The organism is Enterobacter sp. Acro-832, from assembly GCF_011752745.1.
Classification (GTDB): domain Bacteria; phylum Pseudomonadota; class Gammaproteobacteria; order Enterobacterales; family Enterobacteriaceae; genus Enterobacter; species Enterobacter quasiroggenkampii.
The window spans coordinates 120,511-141,869 of sequence record NZ_VWWX01000007.1 but is presented as its reverse complement, the minus strand read 5'-3'; the positions used below and the strand labels follow the sequence as shown (position 1 = coordinate 141,869).

Sequence of the window (21,359 nt, the reverse complement as noted above, 5' to 3'; positions counted from 1 at the left end):
CTTTTCAGTCAGGGAGTTGCTATGTCTGCCAGACATCCGGTTATTGCCGTTACGGGGTCAAGTGGTGCGGGAACCACCACCACCAGCCTCGCATTTCGCAAGATTTTCGCCCAGCTGAATCTCCGCGCGGCGGAGGTCGAAGGCGACAGCTTTCACCGCTACACGCGTCCGGAGATGGACATGGCCATCCGTAAGGCGCGCGATCTGGGAAAACACATCAGCTACTTCGGTCCGGAAGCCAATGACTTCGGCCTGCTGGAACAAACCTTTATTGAGTACGGTCAGAGCGGCAAAGGGCAGTCCCGCAAGTATCTGCATACCTATGATGAAGCCGTTCCCTGGAATCAGGTGCCGGGCACCTTTACCCCCTGGCAGCCCCTGCCGGAACCCACCGACGTGCTGTTTTACGAAGGATTACACGGCGGCGTGGTCACACCGCAACACGACGTGGCGCGCCACGTGGACCTGCTGGTTGGCGTGGTGCCTATCGTTAACCTGGAGTGGATCCAGAAGCTGACGCGTGACATGAGCGAACGCGGCCATTCGCGAGAGGCGGTGATGGACTCGGTGGTGCGCTCCATGGAAGATTACATCAACTTCCTGACGCCGCAGTTCTCCCGCACCCATATCAACTTCCAGCGCGTGCCGACGGTGGATACCTCCAACCCGTTCGCGGCCAAAAGTATCCCATCCCTGGATGAGAGCTTTGTGGTGATTCATTTCCGCAATCTCGAAGGCATTGATTACCCCTGGCTGCTGGCGATGCTGCAGGGCTCATTTATTTCTCACATGAATACATTGGTCGTGCCGGGCGGAAAAATGGGGCTGGCGATGGAGCTCATCATGACGCCGCTGGTGGAGCGGTTGATGGAAGGAAAGCAGATTGCGTGACGTCTGTTGCCGGATGGCGCTTCGCTTATCCGGCCTACGTTCGTGCAGTTGTAGGCCCGGTAAGCGCAGCGCCACCGGGCTTTATTTTTAAGCCTCGATCACTTCATACGAATGGGTGATTTTTACCGCTTTCTCCAGCATTAACGCCACAGAGCAGTACTTCTCGGCAGACAGGTCCACCGCACGTGAAACTGCCGCGTCTTTCAGCGCTTTACCGGTGACCACAAAGTGCAGATTAATGTGGGTGAACAGGCGTGGCGCCTCTTCGCGACGTTCTGACGTCAGTTTCACCTCACAATCCGTCACGTCATGACGGCCTTTTTGCAGAATCGACACCACGTCAATGGCGCTGCATCCCCCTGCCGCCATCAGCACCATTTCCATTGGGCTGGGCGCTTTATCGCCGGAGTTACCGTCCATCAAAATCTGGTGCCCTGACGCGGATTCGCCCAGGAACGTTAAACCTTCAACCCACTTCACGCGCGCTTGCATATTCTTAAACTCCAACGTTGCATTTTTGGTGACAGATTACGCGTGCGTTACATTTCTCGCAATGGAAGGCGACCTGCATCATGCTGAAGCGAGACACCAGGAGACACGCGGCGAAAGCTATGCTAAAACACTCAGGATGCTACAGTAATACATTGACGTTACACATGTATGCAGAGGACATCAAACTTTACTGGCTGCGAAACGTTACGGTAGCCGACTTCCCAGGGTATGGGTAAGAATTCGATTGCAACCCCAGAGTCCGGATGCATCTGATGACTCTGGTGACAGCTTATAACAGAGGATAACAGCGCATGGTGCTTGGCAAACCGCAAACAGACCCGACTCTCGAATGGTTCTTGTCTCATTGCCACATTCATAAGTACCCATCGAAGAGCACGCTGATTCACCAGGGTGAAAAAGCGGAAACGTTGTATTACATCGTTAAAGGCTCGGTGGCAGTGCTGATCAAAGATGAAGAAGGGAAAGAGATGATCCTTTCTTATCTGAACCAGGGCGATTTCATCGGTGAACTGGGCCTGTTTGAAGAGGGCCAGGAACGTAGCGCCTGGGTTCGTGCAAAGACAGCATGTGAAGTGGCTGAAATTTCTTACAAGAAGTTCCGTCAGCTGATTCAGGTTAACCCTGACATTCTGATGCGTCTCTCTTCCCAGATGGCGCGCCGCCTGCAGGTCACCTCAGAGAAAGTGGGCAACCTCGCCTTCCTGGACGTGACGGGCCGCATCGCACAAACTCTGCTGAACCTGGCGAAACAGCCGGACGCCATGACCCACCCGGACGGCATGCAAATTAAAATTACCCGTCAGGAAATTGGTCAGATCGTTGGTTGCTCCCGTGAAACAGTGGGCCGTATCCTGAAAATGCTGGAAGATCAAAACCTGATTTCCGCCCACGGTAAAACCATCGTGGTCTACGGAACGCGTTAATTCCGCTCAAACGGCGTGCCATCGCAAGGTGTCACGCCGTTTTTGTCTCTTCTCCCCATGTGGCGCAGGCTGATCTATCACCCGGAAGTTAACTACGCACTGCGACAAACGCTGGTGTTGTGTCTTCCCGTGGCCATAGGCCTGATCCTCGGACATCTTCAGCAAGGCCTGCTGTTTTCCCTCGTGCCCGCCTGCTGCAACATCGCCGGTCTGGACACGCCGCATAAGCGCTTTTTCAAACGCCTGATTATTGGTGGCTGCCTGTTTGCCGGCTGTAGCCTCGCCGTACAGCTGTTACTGGCTCGTGATATCCCGCTGCCGCTGATCCTGACCGTGCTGGCGATGACGCTCGGCGTCACGGCGGAAATCAGTTCGCTGCACGCTCGCCTGCTTCCCGCGTCGCTGATTGCGGCCATCTTCACGCTAAGCCTCGCCGGGAATATGCCGGTGTGGGAGCCGCTGCTGATCTACGCCCTGGGGACACTGTGGTACGGGCTGTTCAACTGGTTCTGGTTCTGGCTGTGGCGGGAACAGCCGCTGCGCGAATCCCTGAGCCTGCTCTATGTGCAGCTAGCGGAGTACTGCGAAGCCAAATACACCCTGCTGACCCAGCATACCGATCCGGAAAAAGCCTTACCCCCGCTGCTGACGCGCCAGCAGAAGGTGGTGGATCTGATAAGCCAGTGCTATCAGCAGCTGCATATGCTCGCCGCCAACAAGAACCACGAGTACAAACGGCTGCTGCGCACCTTCCAGGTCGGGCTGGACCTGCAGGAGCATATCTCCGTGAGCCTGCACCATCCGCAGGAGGTGCAAAAGCTGGTCGAGCGCAGCCACGCCGAAGCGGTGATCCGCTGGAACGCGCAGACCGTCTCGGCACGACTGCGGGTGCTGGCTGACGATATTCTTTACCACCGCTACCCCACGCGCTTTAACATGGAAAAACAGCTCGGCGCGCTGGAGAAAATCGCCCGTCAGCATCCGGATAACCCGGTCGGCCAGTTTGCCGCCTGGCACTTCAGCCGCATCGCCCGCGTGCTGCGCACCCAGCGCCCGCTCTATCCGCGCGATCTGATGGCGGATAAGCAAAAACGACTGCCGTTATTGCCCGCGCTCAGGAGCTATCTGTCGCTTAAATCGTCCGCCCTGCGCAACGCCGCACGGATTAGCGTGATGCTCAGTACCGCCAGCCTGATGGGCATGGCGCTGCATCTGCCGAAACCCTACTGGATCTTAATGACCGTGCTGTTTGTCACCCAGAACGGCTACGGCGCCACGCGGGTGCGTATTCTGCATCGGGCGGGCGGCACCATGGCCGGGCTGATCATTGCGGGCGTGACGCTGCACTTCCACGTGCCGGAAGGCTACACCCTGGCAGGGATGCTGGCGATCACGCTGGTGAGTTACCTGATTATCCGCAAAAACTACGGCTGGGCGATGGTGGGCTTCACGGTGACGGCGGTATACACCCTGCAGCTACTCACGCTCAATGGCGAACAGTTTATTGTCGCCAGGCTGATCGATACCCTGATCGGCTGCCTGATTGCCTTCGGCGGTATGGTCTGGCTCTGGCCGCAGTGGCAAAGCGGACTGCTCAGGCAGAACGCCCACGACGCGCTGGAAGCCGACCAGCAGGCCATTCGCCTGATCCTGAGCGACGACCCGCAGCCCTCCCCGCTGGCGTATCAGCGCATGAAGGTCAACCAGGCGCACAACGCCCTGTTTAACTCGCTCAATCAGGCGATGCAGGAGCCGGGCTTTAACTCGCACTATCTGGCCGATATGAAGCTCTGGGTGACGCACAGCCAGTTTATCGTCGAGCACATTAACGCCATGACCACGCTGGCGCGCGAGCACACGATGCTCACGCCGGATCTGGCGCAGCGCTATTTGCAGTCGTGTGAAATTGCGTTGCAGCGGTGTCAGCAGCGTCTGGAGTATGACTCGCCGGGTGAGTCGGGGGATTCAAATATTCTGGAAGCGCCGGAAACGCTGACCCACGGCCCAATGAGCACCCTGGAACAGCATTTACAGCGCGTGCTGGGGCATCTGAACACCATGCACACCATTTCGTCGGTGGCATGGCGTCAGCGTCCGCATCATGGGGTTTGGTTAACGCGCGTGTTGAAACGAACGCCGTACTAATTCTGCTGGACGATCTTCGCAACCGCCGCGCCAAAGCGGGTTAATCCGTCTTCAATATCCTTATCTTCCACCACCAGCGACGGCGCAAAGCGCATCACGTCCGGCCCGGCGTTGAGCACCATCACCCCTTCGCGAGCGGCGGCGTGCAGGAAATCACGCGCGCGGCCCTTGTACTGCGGCTTCAGCTCAGCGCCAATCAGCAGCCCCATCCCACGGATCTCGCTGAACACGTCGAACTGCTCATCAATCTTTTTCAGGTGTTTCACAAACAGCTCGCGCTTCGCGCTAACGCCGTTCAACACCTCTGGTGTGTTGATGATGTCGAACGCGGCACCCGCCACGGCGCTCGCCAGCGGGTTACCGCCGTAGGTTGAGCCGTGAGAACCGACGTGGAACGCGGAGGCGATCTCCTGCGTCGTCAGGACCGCACTTACCGGGAATCCACCGCCGAGCGCTTTCGCGCTGGTCAGAATATCCGGCGTCACGCCGTAGTGCATATAGGCAAACAGGTCCCCGGTACGTCCCATTCCGCACTGCACTTCATCAAAGACCAGCAGCGCCTGATGTTCGTCGCACAGCGCGCGCAGCCCTTTCAGGAACTCCGGGGTTGCCGCGGTCACGCCGCCTTCCCCCTGAATAGGTTCCACCACCACCGCGCAGGTGTGATCGTCCATCACCGCTTTTACCGCGTGCAGATCGTTAAACGGCACGTGGACGATGTCGGCCGGTTTCGGGCCAAACCCGTCGGAATACTTCGGCTGGCCGCCAACGGAGACGGTAAAGAAGGAGCGCCCGTGGAAAGCGTTATGGAAGGCGATGATTTTGGTTTTATACGGGCTGTGGCGCGTAGTCGCGTAGTAGCGCGCCAGCTTAAAGGCGGTTTCGTTGGCTTCGGTGCCGGAGTTCATAAACAGCACGCGCTCGGCAAAGGTCGCCTCAATGATCTTGCGGCCCAGGCGCAGCGCCGGCTCGTTGGTAAAGACGTTGCTGGTGTGCCACAGGGTTTCACCCTGGGTTTTCAGCGCCTCCACCAGCGCGGGATGGCAATGACCCAGCGCCGTGACCGCAATTCCGCCCGCGAAATCCACATACTCTTTACCCTCCTGATCCCAGACGCGGCTGCCTTTCCCCTTCACCGGGATAAACTCAGCCGGTGCATAAATCGGCAGGATCACTTCATCAAATGTTGCGCGGGTAATTGCTGGTTGTTCAGTTGCCATGTCATGCCCATCCATTTTATGTCACATTGATTGTGAAAATATAATCACAAAATATGCATAAAAAATCACAGCAAGGCAACAGATATTCAGCGATGGAGGAAATTTGCCAGCAGCGCGTGCCCCTGCTCGCTGAGGATACTTTCCGGATGGAACTGCACGCCTTCGAGATCCCATTCGCGGTGGCGAATCCCCATGATCTCCTGCGTATCGCTCCAGGCGGTCACCTCAAAGCCGTCAGGCAGCGTCGGCGGGTCAATCACCAGCGAGTGGTAGCGCGTCACGGTTAACGGATTATTGAGCCCCGTAAACACCCCGGTGCCCGCGTGCGTAACCGGCGAGGTTTTACCGTGCATCACTTTGGCGGCCCGTACGATGGTGGCGCCAAACGCCTGGGCAATCGCCTGATGACCCAGACAGACGCCCAGGATCGGCAGCCTGCCGGCATAGTGCTGGATAACCTCCAGCGAAATACCCGATTCCGACGGGGTGCAGGGGCCGGGTGAAATCACAATTTTCTGCGGAGCCAGCGTCTCGATATCGGCGAGCTCGATCTCGTCGTTGCGACGAACAACCACCTCTGCACCCAGTTCGCAAAAATACTGGTAAAGGTTCCAGGTGAAGGAATCGTAGTTATCAATCAGCAGAATCATGGCGGCTCCCGAAAAAAATGCCGCCCTATTCTACTCAGATTCCCGCGCTTCGCTCACTACTTTGGCAAAGATAGCGTTTAGCGCGGTTAAATCCCCCGTTGCGCCGCTGCGGTTAGCGGTCACCCACTGCTCAGGATCGATATCGCGCCAGTCCAGCGCGTAACCCGCGTGAAGCGCCAGCTGCTCGAAGAACACCCGTTGGGCAATGCCATTGCCGCGCATAAACGGGTGCAGCATGTTGATTTCGCAGTAATAGTGGCTAACCCGGTCAACAAACGCCGCTTTCTCAAGACCCACAAGATACTTTTCGCTTTCCAGCGCCGCCATCAGTTCATTCCCCATCTTCTCGATGTATTCGAAATGGCAGAAGGGAATATCCCCCTTGAAAATATCGTCGGTACGGAACTCCCCTGCCCGCTTCATCTCTCTGAGGTAGAGATGGCGGTGAATAAGGCATAGATGGGGTAACCCGGGCGCGGAAGGCCCAAGCTCCAGGGTCTCAATGTCGGGCTCCGATGGACCATTACCTTTCTCAAGGAGACAACTGGCCTGAAAGTTGACGCTACGCTGCTGCTCCCAGAGACGGGATTTTTGCTTGTCGGTGAGTTTTTTCACTTAACGCCTCCCTGAATAGTCCGTTTGCCACAAGTATAAGCAGCAAAACGCGCTTTCGCAGGGAGGGCGACATCACGCGGGCAGGAGAAGCCCGCGTTCAGAAGAATTACGGCAGAACTTTTGCTGAGAGGATCACGACAGGTTTTGACGGCACATTCTGGTACGGACCGACATCGTGAGTAGGCACCTGAGAAATCTTGTCGGCGACGTCCATCCCTTTCACAATTTTACCGAAAACGGCATAGCCGAAGTCGCGCTGACCGTGGTCGAGGAAGGCGTTATCCGCCACGTTAAGGAAGAACTGGCTGGTCGCGCTGTCTTTGTCCGCGGTACGCGCCATAGAGATCGTGCCGCGCTTGTTCAGCAGGCCGTTATCCGCTTCGTTTTTGATTGGCGGGTTCGGCTGTTTCTGCTGCATCTGCTCGTTGAAGCCGCCGCCCTGAATCATGAAGCCCGGGATCACGCGGTGGAAGGTGGTGTTGTTGTAGAAGCCGCTGTTCACATAGTCGAGGAAGTTTTTCACAGAAACCGGAGCTTTCTGGCTATTCAGTTCCAGCTCAATATTCCCGGCGGAGGTGGTCAGCAGAACGTGAGGGTCCCCTTTTGCTGCCAGCGCAGCAGGGGAAACGGCAGAAAGAGCAAACACAGCTGCGACAGCCGCCAGTGTTGATTTGAGCATGAGAATTCCTTAACAAAGCGCAGTATAAAAAGCGAATGGCTTGATTCTAAAGAGCAGTATGAACGGAGACCAGCCTTTTACCTAATTTTACGAAATTGAAACAGTTGTAACCACGCAAACGATTGGTTTTATCGCCTTTTTATGTGATCACGATCACATAAAAACCTGCAATGAACGTCTAATTTCTCTTAAAAGATATGAATAGATCACTTTAATGTCTAAAATCTGCCCGCTCTCAGCGCCCCATGGGCGCTTTTCTTTTTCTGAACAGGCCAGACATGACTAACAGCAATCGCATCAAGCTCACATGGATCAGCTTCTTCTCCTACGCCCTGACCGGCGCGTTGGTGATCGTCACCGGGATGGTGATGGGGAATATCGCAGACTACTTCCAGCTGCCCGTTTCCAGCATGAGTAACACCTTCACCTTCCTCAACGCGGGGATCCTGATCTCTATCTTCCTGAATGCCTGGCTGATGGAAATCGTGCCGCTGAAAACCCAGCTTCGCTTCGGCTTTGTGCTGATGGTCGCCGCCGTGGCGGGGCTGATGCTGAGCCACAGCATCGCCCTGTTCTCTGCCGCCATGTTCGTGCTCGGCCTGGTTAGCGGGATCACCATGTCGATCGGTACGTTCCTGATTACCCATATGTATGAAGGCCGCCAGCGCGGCGCGCGCCTGCTGTTTACCGACTCCTTCTTCAGCATGGCCGGCATGATCTTCCCGATGGTCGCGGCCGTTCTGCTGGCCCGCAGCATTGAATGGTACTGGGTCTATGCCTGCATTGGTCTGGTCTACGTGGCGATTTTTATTCTGACCTTCGGCTGCGAGTTCCCGGTACTGGGCAAGAAAGCGCAAACCACGGCAGAGCCTGTGGCGAAAGAGAAATGGGGTATCGGCGTGCTGTTCCTCTCCATCGCCGCCCTGTGCTACATCCTGGGCCAGCTGGGCTTTATTTCCTGGGTACCGGAATACGCCAAAGGTCTGGGCATGAGCCTGAACGATGCGGGTAAACTGGTGAGCGATTTCTGGATGTCTTACATGTTCGGCATGTGGGCGTTTAGCTTCATCCTGCGCTTCTTTGACCTGCAGCGCATTCTGACCGTGCTGGCAGGTCTGGCGACCGTGCTGATGTATCTGTTCATCAACGGCTCCCCGGAACATATGCCGTGGTTCATTCTGACCCTGGGCTTCTTCTCCAGCGCGATCTACACCTCGATCATCACCCTGGGCTCTCTGCAGACCAAAGTGGCCTCGCCGAAGCTGGTTAACTTCGTTCTGACCTGCGGCACCATCGGCACTATGCTGACCTTCGTGGTGACGGGCCCGATCGTTGCCCACAGCGGCCCGCTGGCCGCGCTGCACACCGCGAACGGTCTGTACGCCGTGGTGTTCATCATGTGCTTCATCCTGGGCTTTGTGACCCGCCACCGCCAGCACAACGCGGCAGCGGCATCGCACTAAACCCTGCGCCCCTTTGCATTATGCAGAGGGGCTGTTTCTGGCGAAACTGACCTCTTCTCCTCCGGTATCCATCTGGATCCAGGTCTGCGCCAGCTGCGTGGTGGCGATAATCCGCCCCTGACGAATCGACCAGCGCACCGGCACCTGACAGCGCACCGCTTCAAACCCGCTCTCCGCAGGCAAAATAATCAGATTTGCCGGATTTCCCGTTTCAATACCGTAATCGCTCAGGCCGAAGGTACGGGCGCTGTTATGGGTGATCAGGTTCAGGCCGCTGTCGATTTGCGGATAGCCCATCATCTGGCAGACGTGTAGCCCCATATGCAGCACCTGCAGCATGTTGCCGGTGCCGAGCGGGTACCACGGGTCGAAGACGTCGTCGTGACCGAAGCAGACGTTAATGCCCGCCTCCTGCAGTTCTTTCACGCGGGTGATACCGCGACGCTTCGGATAGTCATCAAAGCGCCCCTGCAGGTGGATGTTGACCAGCGGGTTAGCAACGAAGTTAATCCCCGACATCTTCAGCAGGCGGAAAAGCCGCGAGGTGTAAGCGCCGTTGTAGGAGTGCATGGCGGTGGTGTGGCTGGCCGTCACGCGCGGGCCGATGCCAGCCTCATACGCCAGCGTGGCCACCGTCTCGACAAACCGCGACTGTTCGTCGTCAATTTCATCGCAGTGGATATCCAGCGGTCGGTCATACTTCTTCGCCAGTTCAAAAGCGATGTGCAGCGACTGGACGCCATATTCCCGGGTAAATTCGAAGTGCGGGATCGCCCCCACCACGTCGGCCCCCAGTTTTAACGCCTCTTCCAGCAGCGTCGCGCCGTTCGGGTAAGAGAGAATACCTTCCTGCGGAAACGCGACGATTTGCAGCGTTACCCACGGCGCCACCTCCTGCTTCACCTCCAGCATCGCCTTCAGGGCGGTGAGCGTCGGGTCAGAGACATCCACATGGGTACGAACAAACTGGATGCCATTAGCGATTTGCCACTTCAGCGTTTTCCAGGCGCGTGCTTTCACATCCTCATGGCTGAGCAGCGCCTTGCGCTCCGCCCAGCGTTCAATGCCTTCGAACAGCGTGCCGGACTGGTTCCAGTTCGGCTCCCCCGCCGTCTGGGTGGTATCAAGATGAATATGCGGCTCGATGAACGGCGGGAGAGCAAGCCCACCGCGCGCGTTCAGTACCTCATAACTTTCGGCGTGGGTATCGTCCATGGGGGTGATGTCACCAAATCGCCCGTTCTCGATGGCAAGTTGCCACAGCCCATCCCGACCCGGTAAACGTACATTCTGAACAAGCCATAACGGTGATGTAGACATACCTTTCCCCTCATAAACGCAGCTGATATTCAGGCGTATCGATTTTTGCAAAACCGCCCCTGAGTTGTACACAAATTCAACGAACACGAAAAGCCTGCGATTTCCGCTACTTATAAAAATCCTGACAAATCAGTCATATACCACCTAAGGAGTAGGCGAAGACGTATTTGATTTGCATCAATAAGCGCCCCTGCTGAATCGTTAAGGTAGGCAATAATAGAAAAGAAATCGAGGCAATAATGAGCAAAGTCAGACTCGCTATCATCGGTAACGGTATGGTCGGCCACCGCTTTATTGAGGATCTTCTCGATAAGGCCGATGCTGAGCAGTTCGATATTACCGTGTTCTGTGAAGAACCCCGCAAGGCGTACGATCGTGTGCACTTGTCTTCCTACTTCTCCCATCATACCGCCGAAGAGCTCTCTCTGGTGCGCGAAGGTTTCTACGAGAAGCATGGCGTAAAAGTGCTGGTGGGCGAACGCGCTATCACCATCAACCGTCAGGAAAAAGTGATCCACTCCAGTGCTGGCCGTACGGTTTTTTACGACAAGCTGATCATGGCGACAGGCTCGTACCCGTGGATCCCGCCAATTAAAGGCTCGGAAACACAGGATTGCTTCGTTTACCGTACCATTGAAGATCTCAACGCTATCGAATCCTGTGCGCGTAGAAGCAAACGCGGCGCGGTTGTCGGCGGCGGCCTGCTGGGTCTGGAAGCGGCAGGCGCGCTGAAAAACCTCGGCGTGGAAACCCACGTCATCGAATTTGCCCCGATGCTGATGGCCGAACAGCTCGACCACATGGGTGGTGACCAGCTGCGTCGTAAAATCGAAAGCATGGGCGTGAAGGTTCACACCAGCAAGAACACCAAAGAGATCGTTCAGGAAGGGACTGAAGCGCGCAAAACCATGCGCTTTGCCGACGGCAGCGAGCTGGAGGTGGACTTCATCGTCTTCTCCACCGGTATTCGTCCGCGCGACAAGCTGGCGACGCAGTGCGGTCTGGCCGTCGCGCAGCGCGGCGGGATCATGATTAACGACACCTGCCAGACCTCCGATCCGGATATCTACGCCATCGGCGAATGCGCCAGCTGGAACAACCGCGTATACGGCCTGGTGGCGCCGGGCTACAAAATGGCGCAGGTCGCCGTGGATCATATCCTCGGCAGCGAAAACGCCTTCACCGGCGCAGACATGAGCGCCAAGCTGAAGCTGCTGGGCGTGGATGTAGGCGGTATTGGCGATGCGCACGGCCGCACCCCGAATTCCCGCAGCTACGTCTATCTGGACGAAAGCAAAGAGGTCTACAAACGACTCATCGTCAGCCAGGACAACAAAACCCTGCTCGGCGCGGTGCTGGTGGGCGACACCAGCGACTTCGGTAACCTGCTCCAGCTGGTGCTCAACGCCATTGAGCTGCCGGAAAACCCGGACGCGCTGATCCTCCCGGCGCACGCCTCCAGCGGCAAGCCGTCCATCGGCGTGGATAAACTGCCGGACAGCGCGCAGATTTGCTCCTGCTTCGACGTGACCAAAGGCATGCTGATCTCCGCGATCAACAAAGGGTGCCACACTGTTGCGGCGCTGAAAGCGGAAACCAAAGCCGGTACCGGCTGCGGCGGCTGTATTCCGCTGGTCACTCAGGTGCTGAACGCCGAACTGGCGAAACAGGGCATCGATGTGAACAACAACCTGTGCGAGCACTTCGCGTATTCTCGCCAGGAGCTGTACCACCTGATCCGCGTGGAAGGCATCAAATCCTTCGACGAACTGCTGGCGAAGCACGGCCAGGGCTACGGCTGTGAAGTGTGTAAACCGACCGTCGGCTCCCTGCTGGCCTCCTGCTGGAACGAGTACGTGCTCAAGCCCGAGCATACGCCGCTGCAGGACACCAACGACAACTTCCTGGCCAACATCCAGAAAGACGGCACCTACTCCGTGATTCCACGCTCGGCGGGTGGTGAAATTACGCCGGAAGGGCTGGTCGCGGTGGGCCGTATCGCACGTGAATTTAACCTCTACACCAAAATTACCGGCTCCCAGCGTATCGGCCTGTTTGGCGCGCAGAAGGACGACCTGCCGGAAATCTGGCGTCAGCTGATTGAGGCGGGCTTCGAAACCGGCCACGCGTACGCTAAAGCGCTGCGCATGGCGAAAACCTGCGTGGGCAGCACCTGGTGTCGCTACGGCGTCGGCGACAGCGTGGGCTTCGGCGTTGAGCTGGAAAACCGCTACAAAGGCATCCGTACCCCGCACAAAATGAAGTTCGGCGTCTCCGGCTGTACCCGCGAATGTGCGGAAGCGCAGGGTAAAGACGTGGGTATTATTGCCACCGAGAAAGGCTGGAACCTGTATGTGTGCGGCAACGGCGGGATGAAACCGCGCCATGCGGACCTGCTGGCGGCGGATCTCGATCGCGACACGCTGATTCAGTATCTCGATCGCTTCATGATGTTCTACATCCGTACCGCCGATAAGCTGACCCGTACCGCCTCCTGGCTCGATAACCTCGAGGGCGGCATCGACTACCTGAAATCAGTCATTATCGACGACAAGCTGGGCCTGAACGAACATCTGGAAGCGGAAATGGCACGCCTGCGCGAGGCGGTGATCTGCGAGTGGACGGAAACCGTCAACACCCCGGCGGCGCAGACGCGCTTCAAACACTTTATCAACAGCACCCAGCGCGACCCGAACGTACAGGTTGTGCCGGAGCGCGAACAGCATCGTCCGGCGACGCCGTATGAACGTATTCCGGTCACGCTGGTGGAGGAAAACGCATGAGCCAGTGGGTAAACATCTGCAATATTAACGACATTCTCCCCGCCACCGGCGTCTGTGCGCTGCTGGGCAACGAGCAGGTGGCGATTTTCCGCCCTCGCCACGATGAACAGGTTTTTGCCATCAGCAATATCGACCCGTTCTTTGAGGCCAGCGTGCTCTCCCGCGGCCTGATTGCCGAGCACCAGGGTGAACTGTGGGTCGCCAGCCCGTTGAAAAAGCAGCGTTTCCGCTTAACCGACGGACTCTGCATGGAAGATGAAAGCTTCTCGGTCAAACACTACGACGTCCGCGTGAAGGACGGCGAGGTGCAGCTGAAAGCGTAACCCCTCGCCTTTTCAACAGGAAAGGCTTATGACCCCTTATGGGTAACGGCAGGAAAAACCGTATGTTCTGTACGATTCCTGCTGTTATCCTGACGTCAATTCTTCCCCCGCCATGAATGCTGTGAGGTAACGTCGTGGATCACCTGCCGATTTTTTGTCAATTACGCAACCGCGACTGCCTGCTCGTGGGCGGCGGCGACGTGGCCGAGCGCAAAGCGCGCCTGCTGTTAGAGGCTGGCGCCCGCCTGACCGTGAATGCCCTTTCCTTCGCCCCCCAGTTTGAGGTTTGGGCCCAGGAAGGGATGCTCACGCTGGAACAGGGCGCGTTTAATGAATCCCTGCTGGATACCTGCTGGCTGACCATTGCCGCGACGGATGACGATGAAGTGAACCAGCGCGTGAGCGACGCCTGCGAAGCGCGCCGTATCTTCTGCAACGTGGTGGATGCGCCGAAAGAGGCCAGCTTTATCATGCCGTCGATTATCGACCGCTCGCCGCTGATGATTGCGGTCTCGTCCGGGGGACGTTCGCCGGTTCTCGCGCGTCTGCTGCGGGAAAAACTGGAAGCCCTGTTGCCCCAGCATCTTGGCCAGATTGCGCATTATGCCGGGCAGCTGCGTTCACGCGTGAAGCAAACCTTCGCGACCGTGGGCGAGCGCCGTCGCTTCTGGGAAAAATTCTTTGTGAACGACAGGCTGGCGCAGTCGCTGGCGAATCAGGACACCAAAGCCGTTGAAGAGACGACCGAACAGCTGCTGAGCGAACCGCTGGACCATCGCGGCGAAGTGGTGCTGGTGGGCGCAGGCCCCGGTGATGCGAGCTTGCTGACGCTGAAAGGGCTACAGCAGATCCAGCAGGCCGATATCGTGGTGTACGACCGTCTGGTGTCCGATGACATCATGAATCTGGTCCGTCGCGATGCCGACCGCGTCTTCGTGGGCAAACGGGCGGGCTACCACTGCGTGCCGCAGGAGGAGATCAACCAGATCCTGCTGCGCGAGGCGCAGAAAGGTAAACGCGTAGTGCGCCTTAAGGGCGGCGATCCGTTTATTTTTGGTCGCGGCGGCGAGGAGCTGGAAACCCTGTGCGACGCCGGCATTCCGTTCTCTGTCGTGCCCGGCATTACGGCGGCGTCCGGCTGTTCAGCGTACTCTGGCATTCCGCTGACCCATCGCGACTACGCTCAGAGCGTGCGTCTGGTGACGGGCCACCTGAAGACCGGCAGCGAGCTGGACTGGCATAACCTGGCCGCCGAAAAGCAGACGCTGGTGTTCTACATGGGGCTCAATCAGGCCGCCACGATTCAGGCGAAGCTGCTGGAGCACGGTATGAATGCGGATATGCCCGTCGCGCTGGTCGAAAACGGCACCGCCATTACGCAGCGCGTGGTGGATGGTGTACTGACGCAGTTAGGCGAGCTGGCGCAGCAGGTTGAAAGCCCGGCGCTGATCGTGGTAGGTCGCGTGGTTGAACTGCGCGACAAACTGAACTGGTTCTCGAATCACTAACGCATATTCTCCCTTCCTGGAGTAGTCCTTAAGCGGACTACTCCCCTCTTACGCCTACCGATAACATACCGCCCGCATAGTGGAACTTTTCCATTTATTCCCTCGTATTACATCCATTTTTTAGACAAGGAATGCATATGTTCAAACTGGCAAAAGCCGCCGTTCTGGTTGGCCTGTTATCGACGCTGACGGCCTGCACCGGTCACGTACAGAACACCAAAAATAATTGCAGCTACGATTATCTGCTGCACCCGGCGATCTCCATTTCGAAAATCATCGGTGGTTGCGGCCCGGCAGCGCAGCAGTAAGCGTTTTACAGGCGTAAAAAAACCGGGGTGTCCCGGTTTTTTAGTTTTGGAGAGTGTGTTTTTTGTCGGGTGGCGGCTTTGCCTTACCCGACCTACACGATCCTGTAGGCCGGGTAAGCGTTAGCGCCACCCGGCAAGCAGACTCAAGGCTTCGCAACAAACCCAATCGCGTTGTACACCGCTTTCAGGGTTTCGGACGCGCGCGCGCTGGCTTTTTCCGCGCCCTCTTTCATCACTTTCTGCAGGAAAGCTTCGTCGTTACGGTAGCGGTGATAACGCTCCTGCAGCTCGGTCAGCATGCCGGAAACGGCATCTGCCACTTCGCCTTTCAGGTGGCCGTACATCTTGCCTTCGAAGTGTTTTTCCAGCTCAGGGATGCTCTGGCCGGTGACGCCGGAGAGGATATCCAGCAGGTTGGAGACGCCCGCTTTGTTCTGCACGTCGTAGCGCACAACAGGCGGCTCGTCGGAATCGGTCACCGCGCGCTTGAGTTTTTTCACCACCGATTTCGGATCTTCCAGCAGGCCGATAACGTTGTTACGGTTATCGTCAGACTTGGACATCTTCTTGGTCGGCTCCAGCAGCGACATCACGCGCGCGCCGGACTTCGGAATGAAAGGCTCAGGCACTTTAAACACATCGCCGTAGATCGCGTTAAAGCGCTGGGCGATATCGCGGCTCAGCTCCAGGTGCTGCTTCTGGTCTTCACCCACCGGGACCTGGTTAGTCTGGTACAGCAGAATGTCTGCCGCCATCAGCACCGGATAGTCAAACAGACCGGCGTTGATGTTTTCAGAGTAGCGCGCGGATTTATCCTTGAACTGGGTCATGCGGCTCAGCTCGCCGAAATAGGTGTAGCAGTTCAGCGCCCAGCCCAGCTGCGCATGCTCCGGCACGTGAGACTGAACGAAGATAGTGCTCTTCTCTGGATCAATACCGCAGGCCAGATACAGCGCCAGGGTGTCCAGCGTGGCTTTGCGCAGCTTCTCAGGATCCTGACGCGCGGTAATCGCATGGAGATCGACGATGCAGTAAATGCAATGATAGTCATCCTGCATGCTGACCCACTGACGTAACGCACCCATGTAGTTACCAATGGTCAATTCACCTGAAGGCTGTGCGCCACTAAAAACGATGGGCTTAGTCATTATTCAATTCCTGATGTTCACTGTGCGAAAGCCCGAGTGCGGGCAACAAATCTTTGAAGTGGTCGAAAACGACGTCCGGCTCACTCAGCGTGATGGCTTCACCGTAGTTGTAGCCATAGGTTAACCCCACGGAAGGACACCCGGCCGCGCGGGCAGCCAGAATATCATTGCGGGAATCGCCGACAAAGAGCAGCTCCGCAGGCGTTAAGGATAATTTTCCTGCCACCAGCAGCAGCGGTTCCGGATGGGGCTTTTTGTTTTGCACATCGTCGCCGCCCACAATCACGGAGAAATACTTCGCGATATCGAGCGCGTCGAGCAGCGGTGCGACAAACGGCGTAGGTTTGTTGGTCACCAGACCCAGCGGGATGCCCTTCGCGTGCAGCGCACTCAGCGTTTCCTGAACGTCCGGGAACAGGAAGCTGCCCTCCTCGACGGTCTCTTCGTAGAAACGATCGAACAGTTTGCGCAGAATACGAAGCTGCTCTTCCTGCGGGATGTCCGCGTGATCGACGCTCGGTTTCCCCTGGGCGGAACGCTGTGACGCACGCTCCTGACGCGCCCACGTCAACGCGCGCTCCATCAGAACATCGGCGCCGTTGCCAATCCACGTGACGACACGCTCTTCACCCGCAACGGGGAGTTCAAGTGCATACAGCGCCTGGTCAACGGCGCTCGTTAAGCCCGGCGCGCTGTCAACCAGCGTGCCGTCGAGGTCGAATGCCACACCCCGAATAGCCTGTAATTTATCCATGACTTACCTTCGCCAGCTCGCAGCGCATTTCATCGATGACTTTTTTGTAATCCGGTTGGTCGAAAATGGCTGAACCGGCAACGAACATATCCGCGCCTGCCGCCGCAATTTCACCAATGTTATTCACTTTCACGCCGCCGTCCACTTCCAGACGAATATCGTAGCCTGACTCGTCAATACGACGGCGGACTTCACGCAGCTTATCCAGCGTGTGAGGAATGAATGCCTGGCCGCCAAAGCCCGGGTTAACGGACATCAGCAGGATCACGTCCAGCTTGTCCATGACATAGTCGAGATAGCTCAGCGGCGTGGCCGGGTTAAACACCAGACCCGCTTTACAGCCGTTCTCTTTGATCAGCTGCAGCGTGCGATCCACATGTTCAGAGGCTTCTGGATGGAAGGTGATGATGCTGGCACCCGCCGCGGCGAAGTCAGGCACGATGCGATCAACCGGTTTCACCATCAGGTGAACGTCGATCGGGGCGGTAATGCCATAGTTACGCAGCGCCTTGAGCACCATCGGACCGATGGTCAGGTTTGGAACGTAGTGGTTATCCATCACGTCGAAATGGACGACATCCGCGCCAGCCGCCAGTGCGTTGGCAGTGTCTTCACCCAGGCGGGCAAAATCGGCCGACAGAATTGAGGGAGCAATCAAAAACTGTTTCATCCGCTTCTCCTTGAAATGTGTTTACCGGCGGGCAAAACGGCTCAGGGGCGATAAAGAGCCAGGAGTTCGTCCACCTTTTTACGTGTGCCGCCGTTGCTGCTAATGCTACGCCGCACCTTAACCTGAAAATGCTTCGCGGCTTTGTACCATTCGCGCGTATCAGGCGTGTCGTGATTCGAAATTAACACCGGAATTCTTTTGCTGACCAGCTTTTCCGCCATCTCCGCCAGGCGCGCCTGCTCGGCAGGGCTGAAGCTGTTAGTGTGATAGGCGGTGAAGTTCGCCGTCGCAGACAGCGGCGCGTATGGCGGGTCACAGTAAACCACCGAATTGACGCCAGCCAGCTCCATACACTCTTCATAGGAGAGGCAATGGAACTCCGCGTTCTGCGCTTTTTCGGCAAAGTGATACAGCTCGTCCTGTGGGAAATACGGGCGCTTATAGCGGCCAAACGGCACGTTAAATTCCCCACGAAGATTATACCGGCACAGGCCGTTGTAACCATGCCGGTTGAGATAGAGGAACAACAGAGCTCTGCGGAACGGATCCTGGCTCTGGTTAAACTCCGCGCGGAACTGGTAGTAAACGTCCGGGTTATTGTTCTCGGGCGTAAACAGTTTGCGCGCCTCGGCGACATACTCATCGGTACGCAGCTTAACGATGTTATAGAGGCTGATAAGGTCGCTGTTGATATCCGCCAGGATATAACGAGAAAAATCGGTGTTGAGGAACACCGATCCCGCACCCACGAAAGGTTCGATAAGGCACTCGCCTTTAGGCAGGTGCTTTTTAATATCATCGAGCAGGGGGTATTTCCCTCCTGCCCATTTCAGAAAAGCGCGATTTTTTTTCATGCTGACTAACTGATTACACCTTCTCCGGCTGTGGAGAAAGCTCCGACAGCATCCTGCGCTTTAAACATTACTTCAGATCGGCCTGAACCTGATGAATCGGCTTCGCCCATGGGTTCTTCGCCTGAACGTCAGCTGGCAGCGCCGCTACGGCACGTTTTGCTTCATCTTTGGACGAATAAACACCGCTCACCAGCACATACCACGGCTGACCGTTACGGGTCGTCTGATAAACAACGTAGTTTTTCAGATTTGATTTCTTCGCCCAACTGTTGAGGTTGTCATAGTTAGACGAACTGCTCAGCTGCAGCGTGTAGTTGCTGGATGGCGCAGATTTCAGCGATCCAACGTTGCCAGCCGTTTTACCTGCCGCGCTGCTGGAGGCTGTTGCCGTCGCTGCTGGCGCCGCTGTGGCAGCCGGTGCTGTGGTGGTCGCCGTGGCTTTCGGCGCAGTCTGCGTGACGGGCGCTTTAGCAGGCTCGCTCACCGCAGCCGTTTCAGTGTGTTTCGGCTGCGCCGGAACAGCTTTCACTTCAGGCGCCTTCACCACTGCCTGAGGTTTGGTTTCACGCTTAGGCTCAATCACCGCCTGCTTACGTTCAGGACGTGTCGCAGTCTGCGTCTGGCGCGGCTTGGTTTCCGTCGCAGCCGTTTGCGGCTGAGCGTTACCACCGCGAACCGGGGCAACGGTTGCAGGTTCAGTTGGCAGCGTAGAGTTAACCACGACGTTATCAACCTGCTGCTGGTTCTGCGGCTGCGTCAGCGCATTGTTCAGGTCTCCCTGAACTTCCACACGCTGCTGACCTTCAGGCGCAGCAGGTGCCTGACCCTGAGCAGGGGTTGAAGAAACAGGCGGCAGAGAAACATCCTGCGGCGCTGTGGTGTTCCCTGCGGTCTGCTCAGCAGAAGTGGCACCCGGCGCTGGCTGTGCACCATTCGCCTGGTCGGACGCATCGTTACCGGAAAGGTTGATGCTCTTCTCAGCGGAAGCCGTTTGCTCGGTTGTGTTCGTTGACGGTGCTTTAAGCGCGGAGCCAATGCCGACAATCAGCAGCACAAGCACCAGAACGCCAAGGCCCATCATAATATACTGGCGGGAAGCCGGTTTTGGCGCAGCGGCTTTTTTACGTTTACGCGGGCGACGCTCTACAGGCTGTTCGTCCATTGAATCTTCTTCGGACTCATAATCCTCTTCTGCTCGCTCTTCGTGCGCGTTGCGGCTGCGCGAAGGACGACGATCGTCTGCATCCAGATCAACATCGTCAAAGTTGATCTGCGGCTCGTTATCACGTTCTGAAGATTGACGAGAACGACCAGTACGACGATCGCTGGGATCGGGTTTCAGCTCGTCTTCTGGTTTGAATTCATCCATTTAACACCCCACTCAAAGGCTTATGCCAACGACTTTGCATTTCACCTGAAGCTAAACGACCACCTGCGACAGTGGCCTGACCTTTCTAGTTGTTACGCCTGCTGACAGTCAGCGATAGCGCCAAGAACGACATCGTGCGGCACTCCGCCGCGTACTTCACTCTTCCCTATTGCAAGCGGGAGTACAAGACGCATCTCACCTGCCAATACTTTTTTATCGCGCATCATGTGGGGTAAATACGCTTGCGCCGACATCTCCTGCGGCCCGGTCACCGGCAAACCAGCACGCTCAAGTAGCGCAATGATACGTGCCGTCTCTTCCGGTTTGAACTGTCCGAGACGTTCAGAGGTGCGGGCAGCCATCACCATGCCGGCCGCGACGGCTTCACCGTGCAGCCAGTTGCCGTAGCCCATTTCGGCTTCAATCGCGTGACCAAACGTATGCCCAAGATTCAGTAAAGCACGTAAGCCCGTTTCACGCTCGTCTGCGGCAACAACTTCTGCTTTCAGCTCACAGCAACGACGAATGCAGTATGCCAGTTTAGCCTCATCGAGGCCCAGCAACGCATCCATATTCTCTTCAAGCCAGCTAAAGAACTCACCGTCCAGAATAATGCCGTATTTGATCACTTCCGCCAGACCCGAAGCCAGTTCGCGCTTCGGCAGCGTTTTCAGACAGTCGAGATCCACCACCACCGACGCGGGCTGGTAGAACGCGCCAATCATGTTTTTACCGAGCGGATGGTTCACTGCCGTTTTGCCACCGACAGAGGAGTCGACCTGGGACAGCAACGTGGTTGGGATTTGAATAAAACGGACGCCACGCTGATAACTTGCGGCCGCAAAGCCGGTCAGATCGCCCACAACACCGCCGCCCAGGGCAAGCAGTGTTGTATCGCGACCATGCGGTTTTTGCAGCAATGCGGTAAAGACGGTATCCAGTACCGTCAGGCTTTTATACTGCTCGCCATCGGGGAGAATCACACTGTCGACTTTTACGCCCGCCTGCTCAAGCAGGTGGCGCACACGGTCGAGATAAAGCGGAGCCAGCGTCTCATTGGTGACCAGCATCGCCTGATCACCCGCTTTCAGTGGTAAAAAGGAAGCTGGGTCGTTAAACAAACCAGCCGCGATGGTGATAGGGTAACTACGTTCCCCGAGAGTAACTGTAATCCTCTCCATGACGCGACATCCACCTTTAATGCTTTTACCCGCAGGCGAGTG

The 21,359-nt window shown here is 56.9% G+C and carries 20 protein-coding genes; 8 read left to right on the top strand and 12 right to left on the bottom strand.

Annotated elements, in window-relative coordinates:
* Nucleotides 1-21 precede the first annotated feature (21 nt).
* Entirely contained in the window at nt 22-891 is an 870-nt protein-coding gene (locus tag F3J31_RS20275) for a phosphoribulokinase (protein ID WP_008503017.1), read from the top strand.
* Nucleotides 892-978: 87 nt separating this feature from the next.
* Here F3J31_RS20275 and F3J31_RS20270 read toward each other — a convergent pair whose 3' ends face one another.
* Nucleotides 979-1,383, bottom strand: coding sequence for an OsmC family protein (locus F3J31_RS20270; protein ID WP_014885509.1), 405 nt, complete (start codon nt 1,381-1,383; stop codon nt 979-981).
* A 311-nt stretch (nt 1,384-1,694) separates the two neighbouring features.
* Between F3J31_RS20270 and crp the strand changes: the two genes are divergently transcribed.
* Both crp and F3J31_RS20260 read left to right on the top strand, forming a co-directional pair.
* Nucleotides 1,695-2,327, top strand: coding sequence for a cAMP-activated global transcriptional regulator CRP (gene crp, locus F3J31_RS20265; protein ID WP_000242758.1), 633 nt, complete (start codon nt 1,695-1,697; stop codon nt 2,325-2,327).
* A 57-nt stretch (nt 2,328-2,384) separates the two neighbouring features.
* The gene (locus tag F3J31_RS20260) at nt 2,385-4,472 is read left to right on the top strand and encodes a YccS/YhfK family putative transporter (RefSeq protein ID WP_045909322.1); all 2,088 of its coding nucleotides are present in this window, start codon (nt 2,385-2,387) and stop codon (nt 4,470-4,472) included.
* Here the strand turns inward: F3J31_RS20260 and F3J31_RS20255 are convergent.
* From F3J31_RS20255 to ppiA, 4 genes are all read right to left on the bottom strand, one after another.
* Nucleotides 4,469-5,692 carry an aspartate aminotransferase family protein gene (locus tag F3J31_RS20255; RefSeq protein ID WP_205246299.1) on the bottom strand — a complete coding sequence of 408 codons (1,224 nt, stop codon included), beginning with the start codon at nt 5,690-5,692 and terminating at the stop codon, nt 4,469-4,471. The two genes, F3J31_RS20260 and F3J31_RS20255, sit on opposite strands and share 4 nt — an antisense overlap.
* 86 nt (nt 5,693-5,778) lie before the next feature.
* Complete coding sequence (gene pabA, locus F3J31_RS20250) at nt 5,779-6,342, bottom strand: aminodeoxychorismate synthase component 2 (RefSeq protein WP_045909324.1); 564 nt, start codon at nt 6,340-6,342, stop codon at nt 5,779-5,781.
* 30 nt (nt 6,343-6,372) lie between these two features.
* Nucleotides 6,373-6,957, bottom strand: coding sequence for a putative adenosine monophosphate-protein transferase Fic (locus F3J31_RS20245; protein ID WP_167214954.1), 585 nt, complete (start codon nt 6,955-6,957; stop codon nt 6,373-6,375).
* Between the two features lie 106 nt (nt 6,958-7,063).
* Nucleotides 7,064-7,636 carry a peptidylprolyl isomerase A gene (gene ppiA, locus F3J31_RS20240; RefSeq protein ID WP_014885514.1) on the bottom strand — a complete coding sequence of 191 codons (573 nt, stop codon included), beginning with the start codon at nt 7,634-7,636 and terminating at the stop codon, nt 7,064-7,066.
* Between the two features lie 278 nt (nt 7,637-7,914).
* Between ppiA and tsgA the strand changes: the two genes are divergently transcribed.
* Nucleotides 7,915-9,099 carry an MFS transporter TsgA gene (tsgA, locus tag F3J31_RS20235; protein WP_021242206.1) on the top strand — a complete coding sequence of 395 codons (1,185 nt, stop codon included), beginning with the start codon at nt 7,915-7,917 and terminating at the stop codon, nt 9,097-9,099.
* Between the two features lie 18 nt (nt 9,100-9,117).
* Here the strand turns inward: tsgA and F3J31_RS20230 are convergent, their stop codons facing one another.
* On the bottom strand, nt 9,118-10,419 hold the full coding sequence (locus F3J31_RS20230; protein WP_167214952.1) for a cytosine deaminase: 1,302 nt from the start codon (nt 10,417-10,419) through the stop codon (nt 9,118-9,120).
* 239 nt (nt 10,420-10,658) lie between these two features.
* Here F3J31_RS20230 and nirB point away from each other — a divergent pair, with 239 nt between their 5' ends.
* From nirB to F3J31_RS20210, 4 genes are all read left to right on the top strand, one after another.
* Nucleotides 10,659-13,202: a nitrite reductase large subunit NirB gene (gene nirB / locus F3J31_RS20225; RefSeq protein WP_167214949.1), complete on the top strand. Its 2,544-nt coding sequence runs from the start codon at nt 10,659-10,661 to the stop codon at nt 13,200-13,202.
* Nucleotides 13,199-13,525, top strand: coding sequence for a nitrite reductase small subunit NirD (nirD, locus tag F3J31_RS20220; RefSeq protein ID WP_008503027.1), 327 nt, complete (start codon nt 13,199-13,201; stop codon nt 13,523-13,525). The genes nirB and nirD overlap by 4 nt, the downstream gene beginning before the upstream one ends.
* Nucleotides 13,526-13,659: 134 nt before the next feature.
* The gene (gene cysG / locus F3J31_RS20215; RefSeq protein ID WP_167214946.1) at nt 13,660-15,033 is read left to right on the top strand and encodes a siroheme synthase CysG; all 1,374 of its coding nucleotides are present in this window, start codon (nt 13,660-13,662) and stop codon (nt 15,031-15,033) included.
* Nucleotides 15,034-15,170: 137 nt separating this feature from the next.
* Nucleotides 15,171-15,341 (top strand): YhfL family protein, encoded by a 171-nt coding sequence (locus tag F3J31_RS20210; RefSeq protein WP_008503029.1) that lies wholly within the window; start codon nt 15,171-15,173, stop codon nt 15,339-15,341.
* Nucleotides 15,342-15,484: 143 nt separating this feature from the next.
* On the opposite strand, the gene trpS is transcribed toward F3J31_RS20210, so the two are convergent.
* From trpS to aroB, 6 genes are all read right to left on the bottom strand, one after another.
* Entirely contained in the window at nt 15,485-16,489 is a 1,005-nt protein-coding gene (gene trpS / locus F3J31_RS20205; protein WP_045909329.1) for a tryptophan--tRNA ligase, read from the bottom strand.
* A complete protein-coding gene (gene gph, locus F3J31_RS20200) occupies nt 16,482-17,243 on the bottom strand; it encodes a phosphoglycolate phosphatase (RefSeq protein ID WP_167214943.1) in 762 nt (253 codons plus the stop codon). The genes trpS and gph overlap by 8 nt, the downstream gene beginning before the upstream one ends.
* Nucleotides 17,236-17,913 (bottom strand): ribulose-phosphate 3-epimerase, encoded by a 678-nt coding sequence (rpe, locus tag F3J31_RS20195; RefSeq protein WP_167214940.1) that lies wholly within the window; start codon nt 17,911-17,913, stop codon nt 17,236-17,238. Before rpe ends, gph begins: the two co-directional genes overlap by 8 nt.
* A gap of 41 nt (nt 17,914-17,954) precedes the next feature.
* Nucleotides 17,955-18,767: an adenine-specific DNA-methyltransferase gene (dam, locus tag F3J31_RS20190; protein ID WP_045909331.1), complete on the bottom strand. Its 813-nt coding sequence runs from the start codon at nt 18,765-18,767 to the stop codon at nt 17,955-17,957.
* A 67-nt stretch (nt 18,768-18,834) separates the two neighbouring features.
* Complete coding sequence (damX, locus tag F3J31_RS20185; protein ID WP_048027685.1) at nt 18,835-20,136, bottom strand: cell division protein DamX; 1,302 nt, start codon at nt 20,134-20,136, stop codon at nt 18,835-18,837.
* Between the two features lie 92 nt (nt 20,137-20,228).
* Nucleotides 20,229-21,317, bottom strand: a complete 1,089-nt coding sequence (gene aroB, locus F3J31_RS20180; protein WP_024907920.1) for a 3-dehydroquinate synthase — start codon at nt 21,315-21,317, stop codon at nt 20,229-20,231.
* Nucleotides 21,318-21,359: the final 42 nt, after the last annotated feature.